The sequence below is a fragment of the Cobetia sp. D5 genome (assembly GCF_035666195.1).
GTDB classification, from domain to species: domain Bacteria; phylum Pseudomonadota; class Gammaproteobacteria; order Pseudomonadales; family Halomonadaceae; genus Cobetia; species Cobetia amphilecti.
In genome coordinates, this window is the sequence record NZ_CP142020.1 from 1768038 (window position 1) to 1782141 (window position 14104).

The following is a 14104-nucleotide window of genomic DNA, read 5'->3' on the forward strand; positions in this document are numbered from 1 at the left end:
CTGCCCGCACGGCGGCACCAGAGGACCGCAAGGCATCATCGCAACAGCAAGAATTGCACTAGAAAGACGACGCTTGATACGCCAACGCCCGGCCGAGACTCTGCAGGAGTCTCGGCCGGGCGTTGGCGTTTGGTATCTGCGGGGGATGTTCTGGCGTCGGGGCCCGAGTGCTGGCCGCTCATCTGCCGTCAGGACGGTCGCTTAGGGTTCAGCCGCCCAGCAGGGCCGGATTGGCTTGCCAGACGGACCAGGTCAGCGCACTGGCCAGCGTCACCCACGCCAGATAGGGCAGCATCAACAGCCCGGCCAGGCGACTGATACGCCAGAAGGCGATCAGGGTGACGGCGATCAGCGTCCACAGCACCAGCACGTCGATGAACGCCGCCTGACCGAGATGCCAGGCGAAGAACAGCCAGCTCCACAGGCCGTTGACGACCAGCTGCACCACGAACAGCCCGAGCGCCAGACGATGGCGCCAACGGAAGCCATTGCTGGCATGCAAGCCATCGCGCGCGACACGCCAGGCGGCGAGCGCCATCATCACGAACAGCGCCGTCCACACCGGCCCGAAGGCCCCCGCCGGCGGGGCCCAGGCCGGTTGGGTAAGGCTTGCATAGAAGGTCTTCGCGTCAACCGAGGCCAGCGCGCCGATGGCGGCAGTGAGGAAGCTCAACCCGAACCACACCACCATCTGGGCGGTGGAGCGTGCAGCGGAGGGTGAGGAAGACGCGGAACGTGGCGATGTCATCTGGCGGTCTCCTGTCTCGAAAAGCGTGATAGAGAAAGACACGATATCCCACGCTGCGTCTTGGTTCACCGTCCCGTTCTTCCTGAAAGGTGTACATGAACGGTTTAGCTGAGAGGTACGTCTGCACGGTTCAGCTGAACGGAACATCTGAACGGCTCAGCTGCGGGCGGCAGCGCCATCCTCAATCCGGCACCGGTCCATCGAAGACTTCCTTGCTGCGACCGGTCAGCGTCGTGCCCACCGAGGCGGCGATGACCAGACCGATGGCGAGCCACTGGAAGATGCCCAGCGTCTGACCGAGGAACAGCAGGCCGGAGAGCGCCCCGATGGCGGGTTCCAGACTCATCAGGGTGCCGAAGGTGTGGGTCGGCAGGCGCGGCAAGGCCACCATCTCGAGGGTGTAGGGCAGCGCGGTCGAGAGCACCGCGACGGCCAGTGCCAACGGCAGGATATCGACCGAAAACATGGCGCTGCCGGCCTCCATCAGGCCGACGGGCGCGACGACCACCGCCGCGATCGTGATGCCCAGCGCCGCGCTCTGGGTGCCATTGCCTGCGCCGGCCTTCTGGCCGAACAGGATATACAGCGCCCAGCAGAGGCCAGCGCCGAGGGCGAAGGCGGCACCGACGGGGTCGATCGGCGCGGCGGTGTCCTCACCCAGCAACAGCAGCAGTACCAGCCCGGTGATCGCCAGTGCCACCCAGCCAAGGTCGATCCAGCGGCGCGAGCTCAGCAGCGCCACGGCCAGCGGGCCGGTGAATTCCAGTGCCACGGCGATGCCCAGCGGTACCGTCTTGAGGGCCTGGTAGAACAGCAGGTTCATCACGCCCAGCGCCACGCCGTAGATGGTGATGGACTTCCAGGCCTTGCGCGTCACCGGCTTGCGCCACGGGCGCAGAATGGCCAGCAGCAGAATCGAGGCGATGATCAGACGAATCGCCGTCGCGCCCGCCGCGCCGATCATCGGGAACAGGGAAGTGGCCAGCGAAGCACCGCTCTGGATCGAGCACATGGCAACCAGCAGCATGGCGACGGGCCACAGACGAGAAGAGGAGGCGGCGACGGCAATGGACATTGAAGTCTCCTTGAGCGATCCAGTGGATGACGGGCATGGTCAGTCAAGAACACATGCGGCATGATTCAGGGACATTGAGGTAGCAAGGGAAGGGAGCTTGAGGCCAGTGGGATGCCGGCTTCCCTCATCGTCAGCGGGATTGTACGGATGCGCACTATATTGCACAACAGTAAAGATCGACCCGATGTTCTGGTCCATGTCGCGGCCAATGTTCGCCGTCTGCGTCTGGCCGCCGAGCTGAGCCAGCAGGCACTCGCGGATCAGGCCGAGATCAGCCGCCGCATGCTGGTGAACATCGAGAAGGGCGACGTCAATGTCAGCCTCGGCACGCTCGACAAGCTCGCCGAGGCACTTGGGGTGCTCTTCTACGCGCTGGTGCAGCCCCCGGAAAGCGAAGACTCGGCACGCATCAATGAGGTGGCGTGGGTCGGGCAGGCGCCCGAAAGTCGCGCGGTGCTGCTGGCCAGCAAGCCGGCGACCCAGGAAGTCGAGTTATGGGACTGGACCCTCGCCCCCGGCGAGCACTATGACTCCGCGCCCGATGATGCCGGTTGGCATGAGATGCTGGTGGTCACGCAAGGCGAGCTGACCCTTACGCTGGAACGTGAGGAAATCGTCATTCACGCCGGGGATTTCCATGTCTATCCCAGTGATCAGGCCTACCGCTACCAAAACACGGGCACCGGGATGCTGCGCTTCATCCGCAACGTGCTGCACTGATCACCCGGCATGAAGTGAACTGCCATGTGTCCGGGCTCCTGCGCTGACTCTTCGATTCATGAAGATGGTGCAGGGGGTCGGTGTAGAGGATCGGTGCAAAAGATCAATGCGTGCCCCTTTATCGCGCATCTGCCGATCACAAGCTGCGCTCCCGCGCGGCGCTGGCGTCAGTCCTGCCTTCACCCACGATCATCATTCCGGCGTTTCACTTGTCCGCATGCGCCCCTGCAAGCCTTTGCAGGGGCGAGTGTTGAACCGCGTTCTGCCTCAAGGCCCCAGCTCAGCGAGCTTTCGCAGCTGATACCTCTCGCCAGGATGGTCTCTCTCCAAGACTTTCTCCCGCCAATATTGTCTCTCACCAATACTGCCTTGCGGCAACGCTGATTGATGCGGCAGCACCCTGACAGATCACTGGCTTGTTAGCGCTTTAGTATGTGAAATTCCTGATTTTCTAATGTTTGGCAGAGAGATTGCTTGGTCATGTGAAAAAGTAATCGCTTGCCACTGATTTTGGCATTGGTCGTCACGCAAGTGGCTCGCATAGCCTGTGGCTGTCTGGCTGGGGCCTGGGCCGTCATGTGCAGGCCCGCCAGGCAAGGATGACTCCAATAACAAGACTCGCGTGTGAGGGACAGGAATATGCAGCAACAGGACACGAAGGAACTGGTGTTTCGGGGTGGTGTGGTGGGCGCCCTGGTGCCGCTGATGGTGCTGGTGGCGGGGCTGATCTACCTCTCGGTATTCGAGCGTGCAGGCACCCAGCCTTTCTGGGCCTGCGCCTGGCTGGCGATGGGGGTCGGGCTCTTTCTGTGTCGTGACCGCTCGGCCTACTGCGAGAGCCTGCTGCGTGGCATGGGCAACCACACCGCGACCGCCATCATTGCCCTATGGCTGCTCGCCGGGGTCTTCGGCAAGCTGATGATGGCTGGTGGGCTCATCGATGGCCTGCAATGGATTGGTGCCTCGATGGGCGCCACCGGAGGTGTCTTCGTGGTGCTCGCCTTCGCCATCTGCATGGTGTTCTCGCTGGGTACGGGTACCAGCGTGGGCACTGTCATCGGCCTTGGCCCCGTGCTGTATCCGGCTGGGGTGATGCTGGGCGCGGACCCGACGATGTTGGCGGTGGCGCTGCTCTCGGGCGCTGCCTTCGGTGACAATCTGTCGCCAGTCTCGGATACCACCATCGTGTCGTCCTTCACCCAGGGGGCGCAGGTCGCGGATGTCATTCGCACGCGTCTGCCGCTGGCACTGTCCGCGGCGGCCATCTGCGTGGTGATCTTCCTGGTGGCCGGTGGTAGCGAGACGGCGCTGACCGAGGTGCCTGCGCTGGCATCAGGCAATGCGCTCGGCCTGGTCATGCTGTTGCCTCTGGCCGTGGTGGTCGGCTTGGCCCTCAAGCGTCGCCATATCATCGAAGCGATGTTCTTCGGCAATCTGGTCGCCATGCTCTGCGCTCTCGTGATCGGCGCCATCAGTCTGGACGATATCTTTGCGCTGCCGGCACAGCGCGGTGAAAGCACCGGCTTGATCGAGAATGGCATCGCCTCGGTGACCGGCGCCGTGCTGTTCGCCCTGATGGTGCTGGCGCTGACACAGGTGATTCTGGATGCCGGCCTGATGCGTCGTCTGCTCGACAAGGCCAATGACAGCTTGATCACGTCGCGTACGGGGGCCGAGACAGGCATCGTGGCGGTGACGGTCGCGGCGTCCATCCCGCTGTCCGCCAATGCGCCGGCACTGTTGCTGGTCGGCCCCGGGCTGGTGCGCAAGCTGGCCGAGAAGTTCGGGATCGCGCCGGAGCGCAGTGCCAACCTGATGGACTGCGCCGTCTGCACGGTCTTCTTCCTGCTGCCCTGGCATATCGCGGTGGCCGTCTGGCAGCAGGTGATCGCTGCCAGTGCCGCCGAGGCGGGCGTCGCGGCGCCGAGTGCCATGGCGTCCTTCTTCACGCCTTACCCCTGGGCGATGCTGGTGGTGCTGGCCATCTCCATCACCTGGCGTGCGCGCAGCTCTCGCAAGCAGAGCACTCACACACAGCAGGCCGCAGCCGCTGGAGGTGGCAATCACGAGACGGTGCTGGCGGCGCCGGCCAGGGAAGTGTGAGCCGCACACCGCTAGCCTGTACGCAAGCCAGTGCCCTGACGTTTGAGGCTTGATGCACACAGCGCCCTGCGACACTCCTGACTGATGGAGTCTCGCGGGGCGTTGTGGTGTCTGGCAGACGCTTTTCTGCTTCTGTCTCAGTTTCTGGGTATGTCCCTGTCACTGGCCCAGCTATCGCAAGGCGGCGTGCATTGCCTCGAACTCAATCCCGCATGGCCTGTCCCAATATCATGACGTTTCATTTCAAGGAGCCATGCATGGCGAAGGTACGTATCACGCAACAGGGCACGATCCATTGTTTTCCGGCCGGCTTGAAGGATGAGGAGGGCAAGCTGGTGAACGCCGAGATTTCCGCCGTGGCCTATGACGGCGAGCGTCTGTTGATGGCGAGTGACAAGCCGATTCCGGGCGAGGGACGCTCGGCGGTCTTCTCCTTGCCTCTGGATTCGCAAGGGCCCGATGACAGTCAGCTCGAGTATCTGACCACGCCGTTGATCCGTCAGGCGGTCAAGTATGAAGACTTCGCGCTGACCACCGATGGCCGTCACATGTTGGCAACCACCGGGTTTGATCGTATCGACAGCGAGAGCCATGCCCTGAATGCCTACAACCACCTGTTGATCTGGCCGCTGGGTGAGCCGGGCAAGGTGCAGGTGGTCGACCCGGACCCGCGTGACGGGGTCGAGGGCTCACTGGAATTTCGTCAGAAGTTGGAGGCGGCCATTGGCCAGCCGTACTACAAGATCGAAGGTCTGGCGGTCGTTCCGAGTGACAAGGGTGATGGGCTGATCCTGTTCGGGGTGCGCGAACAAGGCAACTCGCATGATGACTTCGCGTACGTGCGACGCGTCATCGGGGCGCGCTATGCCATGACCGACAGCGACAATATCGAGTTCATCGAGGACCTTCACGACGTCTATGCGTTTGATCCCGCCGAGTATGAGGGCGTGAATCACGAGTGTGGTCTTTCGAGCCTGGAATATGACCCCTATCACGCACGCCTCTATCTGGTAACCAGCTTCGAGACCGAGCAGGGCAGTGAAGAGGTGATCGGGGGCTATCTGTGGGTGCTGTCGCTGGCCGACTTCCATGCAGGCAAATCCCCGACGCTGGTGACGCATGAGGATGGTCGCGTGCTGGAGTTCGAGCACAAGGCGGAGGGGCTTGCGGTACTGGATCGCGAACGGCTGTTCGTGGTCTATGACAATGATCGCAACCATGAGCTGGGTAGCGTGGATGAACGCGATGAGCGCCACTCCTGTGAAGCGCCCTATACAATGCTGGCGCTGGTCTGACGGCAGCTCGCTGGATTAGAGATCGGTTCACAGGCCGGGGAAACAAACTCACGGCTTTTGCACCGAAATGGGGGGCTGACTGTCTTCGTGATGGCCTCCCTGATCTTCTCTGTTAGCACTTCTGTTATCGCCTGCGCGTTGCTGGTTGAGCTCCACGCTGAATCATTATTTCCCCGCCGGGATTGATGACGACAAAGCCCCGACATGCCTGTGCATGCCGGGGCTTTTCATGATCTCACCTTCCCTGTGTCAATGCGCTTTGTTACACGACATCGAGTGGTGAATCCATTCTATTCAAGGCTTGAGATTACATGGCCTTGTAGAACAGATAATCGGCCTGGTACATCACGATTTCGACCTTGTCCTTGTGAGCTTCATCGCAGGCCATGTCAGGTGCGGCACCGCCCTGGGTATTGAGGCGCTGAACATAGGTGACGCCTTGCATATGCCCTTCACCTTCGGCCGGATTGGCCTCGACCAGCTGCAGCGGAATATTGCCCTTGCCGTTGGGCTCAACCGCCAGCTGTGTGCCGGTGATCTTGGAGCCATCCATGGACTCCCAGGTGGCGGGCGGACCATAGTATTTGCCGACCTGCTTGCCATCGGCATCATTCAGAGCGGCATCCGGACCCTTGAAGACCCAGCCCATGGTGCCATCGTCCTTGGCTTCGCAGGCCCATTTGATCTTGCCGACACCGACGGTTTCCATGGCGACTTCATTGCCTTTTGGCACCGTGACGCTCTCGGGAACCTCCATGGCTTGAGCCAGCGGGCTCAATGCGAGGGCAGCGAAAATACCAGAGATACAGGCGATTGTTTTCATCTTGACGACTCCGTAGACAGATAAGGTTCAGCTAGCGGTTGCAGGTGTGTCGTTGTCTCCCTTGCACTGTTCATAACGCTGGCCTTTCTCGTCTGGATGTCACGGGATCAGATTTTTTTCGTGGTTTTTTCGTGGCCTGTTTTCAGCGCCTATCAGCGGCGTCATGAAAAGAGGCCAGAAGCGCAAAGCGGGCAAGGTGAAAGCCAGGTGGCAAGCAACAGGCCCAGACACACAGACGCCCCGCAGCACGAGGCTGCGGGGCGTCTGTGTGACGGCGTGAACCCTGAAGGATTCAGTCGTAATCGCGGGTGCCGCGAATCGGGTAGTCGTTATCCGGCTTGCGGATGAACTCGATGCCACCTATGAGGGTATCCAGATCAGGGCGCACGAAGGGCGCGTTGGCGATCTCCTGAATCTGGATCTTGCCTTCGCCATTGACGATGAAGAAGGCAGGCTCCGGGAAGTCGTGATCGGTTTCCTTTTCGCTGCGCGGCGTCGAGATGAACAGTCCCAGCGATTGCATCTGTTCGAGGGTCAGCCCATACGCGAGCGGGAAGTTGACCTCCAGCGACTCGCGATGCTGCGTGAGCTGCTGCTCATCATCGGCAGACACGGCGACCAGATCGATGCCCTGGGCGCTGAAGCGCTCGCGATCGCTCTCCAGCTTGTTGAGAAACTTGGTGCAGATCGGGCAATGCTTGCCGCGATAGACCACGACCAGCTGCCAGTCATGTTCGCCCTGGGGCTTGCCGAGGGTCAGTGCCTCACCGTCGCTGCGTTTGACCTGGATGGCCGGGAATTCACTGCCTGGATGAAGCTTGCGTGTATACATGCAATCTGGCTCCCTTTGGAAGATCACGGCGTTGACTTTCATGTCACAGCTGATCAGGCGGCGGATATCACGTGTCTGGATATCAAGCGCCTTGAATGACCAGCGACAGGATACGCCATGTGTCCCCCTTGAATGACGCCATTGTCAGGGTTTTCAAGGGCCCCTTGGCGCAACACGAGGGTGCGTTCATCGCCAGGGGCCGCCACGGGGCCGTTCGGGGCGCTTTTCAGCAGAGGATCAACCCAGGTAGCCGGTGTGATCCAGCAGGATGGTCGTGCCGATGCCGATCAGCACCAGGCCACCGATGATTTCCGCGCGCTTGCCGACCATCTTGCCCAGCACTCCGCCCAGCATCACGCCGGTGGTGGCCATCACGAAGGTGGCGGTGCCGATCGCCAGCGCAGTGGTGACGATGTTCACGCCCGCAAAGGCAAGCCCGGCACCCACGGCCATGGCATCGATACTGGTGGAAAGGCCGGTCAACATCAGGCGGGGCAACGACTGCGGCGTGGTGCAGTCCTCGTCTTCCTCGTCCTTGGAAAGCCCCTCATGAATCATGTGCAGACCGAGCAGCAGCAGCAGGGCGAAGGCGATCCAGTGGTCCCACTGTTCGACGTAGACGGCCAGTGAGCGACCGATCAGCCAGCCGATCATGGGCGTGATGGCTTCGATGACCCCGAAGATGAGGCCGATACGCAGGGCGTCTTTCAGAGAGGGACGACGTATGGCGGCTCCCTTGCACAAGGCGGCAGCAAAGGCGTCGCAGGACATGGAGAAGGCGAGCAGAAATGTCGGTAGCAGAGGCATGAGTCAGGATGTTCCAGGCCGGTTGCGAGTCAATAACAGAAAGACACCACCGGCCGGAAGCGTCTGACTGTCATTGGTCTCGCCGAACCTCGTCCTGACTGATCACGGGCATGATCGGATAGGCGGGTCCTCGGTGCCACGGCAATGCCTGCCGACTATGTTGACATCCGAGACTCTCGTTGGGTGACGAGAGCGGGCTACTCCCCAAAAACTGGTGGCATACTAGCAACAAAATCTTGTCATTTCATCCCCTTGTGTCACGAGCGCTTGACCTTCATAACTTGTCTACCGAGTCAGAGCGGCACCAAGCCGACGTGTCTGACGTCACCGAAGTCTTGAAACTTCAGTCTTGAAGCTTCAACAGGATGCCAAGGAGTCAAGGGTATGAGCGACAGTTATCAGCCACCCAAGGTCTGGACATGGGAAAGCGAGAGTGGCGGCAAGTTCGCCAGTACCAATCGGCCGATCGCGGGCCCGACGCATGACAAGGAGCTGCCGGTCGGTGAGCATCCCTTCCAGCTTTACTCCATGGCGACACCCAACGGCGTGAAGGCCACCATCATGTTCGAGGAGCTGCTGGCGCTCGGGCATAGCGGCGCCGAATACGATGCCTGGCCGATCCGTATCGGCGAGGGCGATCAGTTCGGCAGTGATTTCGTCGCGATCAATCCCAATTCCAAGATTCCCGCGCTGATGGACAGAAGCGGCGAGACGCCGATTCGCGTGTTCGAATCCGGCTCCATCCTGCTGCATCTGGCCGAGAAGTTCGGCGCCTTGATCCCCAAAGACCCCGCCAAGCGTGTCGAAGTCATGAACTGGCTGTTCTGGCAGATGGGCTCTGCGCCGTACCTGGGCGGTGGTTTTGGCCACTTCTATGCTTACGCCCCGGAAAAGCTCGAGTACCCGATCAACCGCTTCGCGATGGAGACCAAGCGTCAACTGGACGTGCTGGATCGTCAGCTGGCCGACAATGCCTACATCGCCGGTGACGAATACAGCATCGCGGATATCGCCATCTACGCCTGGTATGGCGCACTTGTCGAAGGCAAGCTCTATGACGCTGCCGAGTTCCTCTCCGTGCAGGACTACACGCACGTGCAGCGCTGGGCCAAGTCGATTGCCGAACGCCCGGCGGTCAAGCGGGGTCGCATGGTCAATCGTTTCTGGGGAGAGCCGCAGGAGCAGTTGATCGAGCGCCACTCGGCGAGTGACTTCGAAACCAACACCGAAGACAAGCGTAGCGACTGATTATCGCGACGTGATCGTTAGACAGAGATCGTCTGGCAGTGACCGTCGAGTAATGACCTTCAAGCAATGCCCGTCGAGTAATGACTGCCGAGCAATGAGCGTTCAGTCACAGGAAGGGCTACCCATCGGGTAGCCCTTTTGCGTTCTGGCCAGTCGTCCGAGCAGGGCGCTTTCAGTCCTGACGGACCTTGAGCACGACCTTGCCCACGTGACCTTTCTGCTGGAAGACCTCCTGGGCGGTGGCTATCTCGGCCAGCGCGAAGGTGTCAGCGACCAGCGGCTTGATGTTGCCTTGCTCGATATGGCGCACGAGATTGGGGAAGACCTCCGGTTCCAGCACCGTGCAGCCGAAGAAGCTCAAGTCCTTCAGGTACAGCGTGCGCAGGTCGAGTTCCACCATCTCGCCACCGATGGCACCCGCGACGGCGTAGCGCCCCTTGTAGCCCAGGATATCCAGCAGTTGCGGCCATTGCGGGCCGCCCACCAGATCGATGACCACCTCGACACTGTGGCCCTTGAGCGCCTCGTCGAGAGGCTGATCGCGCAGCACGATGTCATCGGCTCCGAGATCGCGCAGGGCATCGGCCTTGGCCGCGCTGGTGACGGCAATCACATGGGCACCACGGGCCTTGGCGAGCTGGACGGCCGCGGAGCCGACCCCACCGGAGGCGCCGGTGATCAACACGCGCTCGCCCTTGGCAAGCTGTGCGCGAGTCAGCATGTTCTCGGCGGTGGAGTAGGAGCAGGGGAAGGAGGCGAGTTCCACATCGCTGAGTGAGCTCTCGACGCGCAGGGCATGGCGCGCCGCTACCCGGGTGTATTCGGCAAAGCCGCCATCGCATTCGGCGCCGATATACCAGGCGGACTCCAGCGTCTGGCCGTCGTGCTCCCTCAGGCAGGGCTCGATCAGTACACGCTCGCCGAGGCGCGCCTGGCTGACGTCTGAGCCGACCGCGACGATCTCGCCGCAGATATCGGCCCCCTGGATGCGCGGGAAGTGGATCGGCTGCCCGGACCAGCTGGCATCCTCTGCCTCGCCATCGCCCTTGGAGTACCAGGCCAGCCGCGTGTTGAGGTCGGTATTGTTGACGCCAGCCGCGCCGACCCGCACCAGCACGTCACGCGGGCCGGGAGTCGGGCGAGGAATGTCGTCACGCACTTCCAGCACTTCCGGGCCGCCATGCCCGGTCAGGTAGACGCCGTGCATGCTGTCTTTGCTTGTGGCAAGTGAGCTCATCGGTGGGGTGCTCCCAACAGGGTCAGTGTGGTGGAAAGTGCGGCCTCGATGGCCTTCTCGCCCAGCACCAGCCAGGCGGAGGAGGCGCCTTCATGGATCAGGAACAGCTCGGTGGCGAGGTCTGGGCGGCGGCTGCGTTGGCCGAGCCACTCGAGAATCTCGTGCTTGTGGCGGTCGACGGCCTCGCGCACCTGCGGGTTGTCGGGAAAGGCCGCCAGGGCATTGACCGACATGCAGCCGTTGGGTGCCTCGAACGCCATCCAGTGACCCAACCGCTGGTAGAGGTGGCTGAGCGCCGCAGCGCCATCCTCGGGCACTCCCTCTTCGAGGAAGGCCATATAGCGCTCGTGGCGATGCTGAAGCGCACCGATCACCATGCTCTCCTTGGAGGGGAAGTGGCGATAGAGGGTGCGCAGACTCACGTCTGACGCTGCCTTGAGCTCGGCAACACTCGGTTCTGCGAAGCCGCGCTGGCTGAAGAGCGTCTCCAGGCGGGCGGCGATATCGTGCTGGATCATGTCGGTGCCATGGTCGAATCAACGAGGGAGAGTGTTCGTTCTACCTGTGCAGGGTAGAGCGCCCATTCTCCCTGTGTCAATGCGGCGTTTCCCAAGCCTTGTGTCATTGCGCCCATGGTCTGACGTCGCGCATTGCGCGTGTGACGGTTCGACGTCAGTACAATTACGCAAATAGAGGTTTGCTGAGCGTTAAATAAGGCAAAGCTCAGGTCATTCCGCGGAAAAATCACGCACTTTTCGTTGCGGTAGCATTTGATAAAGATTAGCATTCGCGACTCATTTACTGGCGCGGGGGGCGTCAGTCATGGCCACTTTCTGCTCATCGAGCTGATGAAAGGTGTGGTTCAGCAGGACGCTGTCGCATCGCGTACAAAGGGTTTTCAGGTGCCAAATCATTCTCGGGATAGCGCTGCAAGCACGAACAAGGGACATTTCTCCTGCCTGATCTTCAGCCTGATGGCATTGCCGGGCACTTCGCTGGCGGCAGAGGGCGCCACCTCAAGCGAGTCGCCGGTCGCGAATTCGGTGATCGTGGTGACCGGAGAGCGTGAAGGCGAAGTGGCGCCGGGCAGCTACCGCGCCGAGGCCTCGAGCCTGGCCAACAAGCAGTCGGTGGACTTCCTCGAGCAGGCGCGCACCATCAATGTCGTGACCCAGCAGGTCACGCATGATTTTAATCTGGATGATCTGGAAGAGGCGCTGCAGCCGGTCGCGGGTATCCAGCTGGGCAACACCCTGGGGGGCACCGAAGACGGCTTCGTCAAGCGAGGCTTCGGTAGCAACAGCGATGGTTCGATGCTGATCGATGGCATCCGTCAGCCGCGCCGTACCTACACCACGGCGACCGTGGACCGCGTCGAGGTGCTCAAGGGACCGTCATCGCTCTTCCAGGGCCAGCAGAACCCCGGCGGCGTGATCAACATGGTCACCAAGCGTCCGCAGTACGAGACGCACACCGAGATCAGTGGCGAGGTCAGCTCCTTCGGCGGTGGCAATACCACCCTGGACACCACCGGCCCCATCGAGGACACCGGTCTGGCCTATCGCTTCATCCTCTCCCATGAGGATGAGGACTCCTGGCGCGAATACGGCAATGACCGTCGCACCACCATCGCCCCGTCACTGCGTTGGGAAGGCGAGCACAGCAGTGCCCAGATCAGCTACGAGTACCAGGACTACGAGCTGGATATCGATCGTGGCACCGTCTTCTACAACGGCAGCGCCGCCAACGTCACGCGTGGCACGCGTTTCGATGAATCCTGGAACCGCGTCTATGACCATGACGAGTCCGTCAATGCCTGGTGGAAGCAGGAAGTCACCGACAACTGGGATATGAAGCTGACCTACGGCTGGACGCGTCGTCAGTACAGCGATGCACGCGCCAATGTCACCGATGTCAGCGACAGCGGCGATGTGACCGTGCGCGCCGAAGAGAACCAGGGCTATGATCGCAGCGAGCACTACACGGCGCTGGACGCCATGGGCGATGTCGAGATCGCGGGCCAGCGTCACCAGCTGGTCATCGGGGCGGACTACGAGACCACTCGCGACTATCTTGATGAGCGCTATTTCGGCGATTCCGTCACGGTTTCCACCGTCACCAACGTGAACCACGGCCAGCTGGCCCAGGTGACCTCCGACGACATCAATACCTCGCGCAGCAATCGTCTCGACGAGACCCAGGCCATCGGGGTCTATGTCAGCGACCGCTGGTATCTGACCGACAAGTGGATTCTGGGCCTTGGCGGGCGCTACACTTGGTTCGATCAGCAGAGCGGGCAGGGCGAGGACTTCGTGTCTGACCCCGATTACAGCGACGACCTGTTCCTGCCCTCCGCGAACCTGCTCTATCGCATCGACGATGCCAGCTCCGCCTACATCAGCTACAGCGAATCCTTCGTGCCGAATGGCAGCGACAGTGACAGCGGCGAGAGCCTCGACCCCGAGCTCGGCAAGGGCTACGAGATCGGTTACAAGCGTCAGTGGAATCCGCGTCTGGCGACCTCCGTGGCGCTTTACCAGATCCGCAAGGAAAACGTCGCAGTCACTGACAATGGTGTGACTCGCACCATCGGTGAAGCCGGCTCGCAAGGCCTGGAATTCAGCCTCGAAGGGGCCCTGACGGATCGCACTTCCTTGCTGTTCAGCTACGCCTACACCGATACCGAAGTGCTGGAGGATACCGAAGGCACCGAGGGCAATCGTCTGCCGAATGCGGCGCTCAACGCGGCCAGCCTCTATCTGGCACATGATCTGGCGATCGATCCGTCCTACGGCGAGTGGCGTGTCGGCGGTGGCGTGCGCTATGTCGGTGAGCGTGAAGGCGATGACGACAACAGCTTCTCGATGGATGCCTACACCGTGGCAGATGCCTTCGTCGGCTGGCGTCATGACTTCTTCGGCCCGGACACCGAATTCAAGCTGAATGCGAAGAACCTGTTCGATACGGGTTACTACTACGGCAGCGGCGGCGATACCCGCGTGCTGGTGGGTGACCCGATGGAAATCACCCTGTCAGCCAGCGTCGGCTGGTAATGCGGCTCCCTCTGGCAAGCTGACTCGCCAGGGACGGCTAGATGCCAGGATAGTCACGACATATAGACAGTCACGACATATAGACAGTCACGGCATCCAGACAGGCAAGACAGACGATATAAGCCAGTTTCGGAAGTCGGGTGATCTGGTGACCTGGTCATAG

Annotated in this window: 12 protein-coding genes; 5 read left to right on the forward strand and 7 right to left on the reverse strand. The window is 61.4% G+C overall.

Annotation, left to right across the window (positions count from 1 at the left end; genetic code table 11):
• Positions 1–208: 208 nt before the first annotated feature.
• A complete protein-coding gene (locus U0O11_RS07490; RefSeq protein WP_240548752.1) occupies positions 209–748 on the reverse strand; it encodes a TspO/MBR family protein in 540 nt (179 codons plus the stop codon).
• Between the two features lie 181 nt (positions 749–929).
• Positions 930–1823, reverse strand: a complete 894-nt coding sequence (rhtA, locus tag U0O11_RS07495) for a threonine/homoserine exporter RhtA (RefSeq protein ID WP_153635646.1) — start codon at positions 1821–1823, stop codon at positions 930–932.
• 147 nt (positions 1824–1970) lie between these two features.
• On the opposite strand from rhtA, the gene U0O11_RS07500 reads away from it, so the two are divergent.
• The 3 genes from U0O11_RS07500 (at position 1971) to U0O11_RS07510 (ending at position 5941) form a co-directional block, all read left to right on the forward strand.
• Positions 1971–2543, forward strand: a complete 573-nt coding sequence (locus U0O11_RS07500) for a helix-turn-helix domain-containing protein (RefSeq protein ID WP_153635647.1) — start codon at positions 1971–1973, stop codon at positions 2541–2543.
• 639 nt (positions 2544–3182) lie between these two features.
• Positions 3183–4646, forward strand: coding sequence for a Na+/H+ antiporter NhaC family protein (locus U0O11_RS07505; RefSeq protein ID WP_153635648.1), 1464 nt, complete (start codon positions 3183–3185; stop codon positions 4644–4646).
• Between the two features lie 257 nt (positions 4647–4903).
• Positions 4904–5941 (forward strand): hypothetical protein, encoded by a 1038-nt coding sequence (locus tag U0O11_RS07510; RefSeq protein ID WP_153635649.1) that lies wholly within the window; start codon positions 4904–4906, stop codon positions 5939–5941.
• Positions 5942–6248: 307 nt separating this feature from the next.
• Here U0O11_RS07510 and U0O11_RS07515 read toward each other — a convergent pair whose 3' ends face one another.
• The 3 genes from U0O11_RS07515 to U0O11_RS07525 form a co-directional block, all read right to left on the reverse strand.
• Complete coding sequence (locus U0O11_RS07515) at positions 6249–6764, reverse strand: DUF3455 domain-containing protein (protein ID WP_054556016.1); 516 nt, start codon at positions 6762–6764, stop codon at positions 6249–6251.
• Positions 6765–7056: 292 nt separating this feature from the next.
• On the reverse strand, positions 7057–7596 hold the full coding sequence (locus U0O11_RS07520; protein WP_153635650.1) for a redoxin domain-containing protein: 540 nt from the start codon (positions 7594–7596) through the stop codon (positions 7057–7059).
• A 237-nt stretch (positions 7597–7833) separates the two neighbouring features.
• Positions 7834–8403, reverse strand: a complete 570-nt coding sequence (locus U0O11_RS07525) for a manganese efflux pump MntP (RefSeq protein ID WP_153635651.1) — start codon at positions 8401–8403, stop codon at positions 7834–7836.
• Positions 8404–8787: 384 nt separating this feature from the next.
• Here U0O11_RS07525 and yghU point away from each other — a divergent pair, with 384 nt between their 5' ends.
• Positions 8788–9651 (forward strand): glutathione-dependent disulfide-bond oxidoreductase, encoded by an 864-nt coding sequence (yghU, locus tag U0O11_RS07530; protein ID WP_153635652.1) that lies wholly within the window; start codon positions 8788–8790, stop codon positions 9649–9651.
• A gap of 172 nt (positions 9652–9823) precedes the next feature.
• On the opposite strand, the gene U0O11_RS07535 is transcribed toward yghU, so the two are convergent.
• A complete protein-coding gene (locus tag U0O11_RS07535; protein ID WP_242007777.1) occupies positions 9824–10858 on the reverse strand; it encodes an alcohol dehydrogenase family protein in 1035 nt (344 codons plus the stop codon).
• A gap of 26 nt (positions 10859–10884) precedes the next feature.
• Positions 10885–11406: a TetR/AcrR family transcriptional regulator gene (locus U0O11_RS07540; RefSeq protein ID WP_153635654.1), complete on the reverse strand. Its 522-nt coding sequence runs from the start codon at positions 11404–11406 to the stop codon at positions 10885–10887.
• Between the two features lie 384 nt (positions 11407–11790).
• Between U0O11_RS07540 and U0O11_RS07545 the strand changes: the two genes are divergently transcribed.
• On the forward strand, positions 11791–13941 hold the full coding sequence (locus U0O11_RS07545) for a TonB-dependent siderophore receptor (protein ID WP_324692380.1): 2151 nt from the start codon (positions 11791–11793) through the stop codon (positions 13939–13941).
• Positions 13942–14104 lie beyond the last annotated feature (163 nt).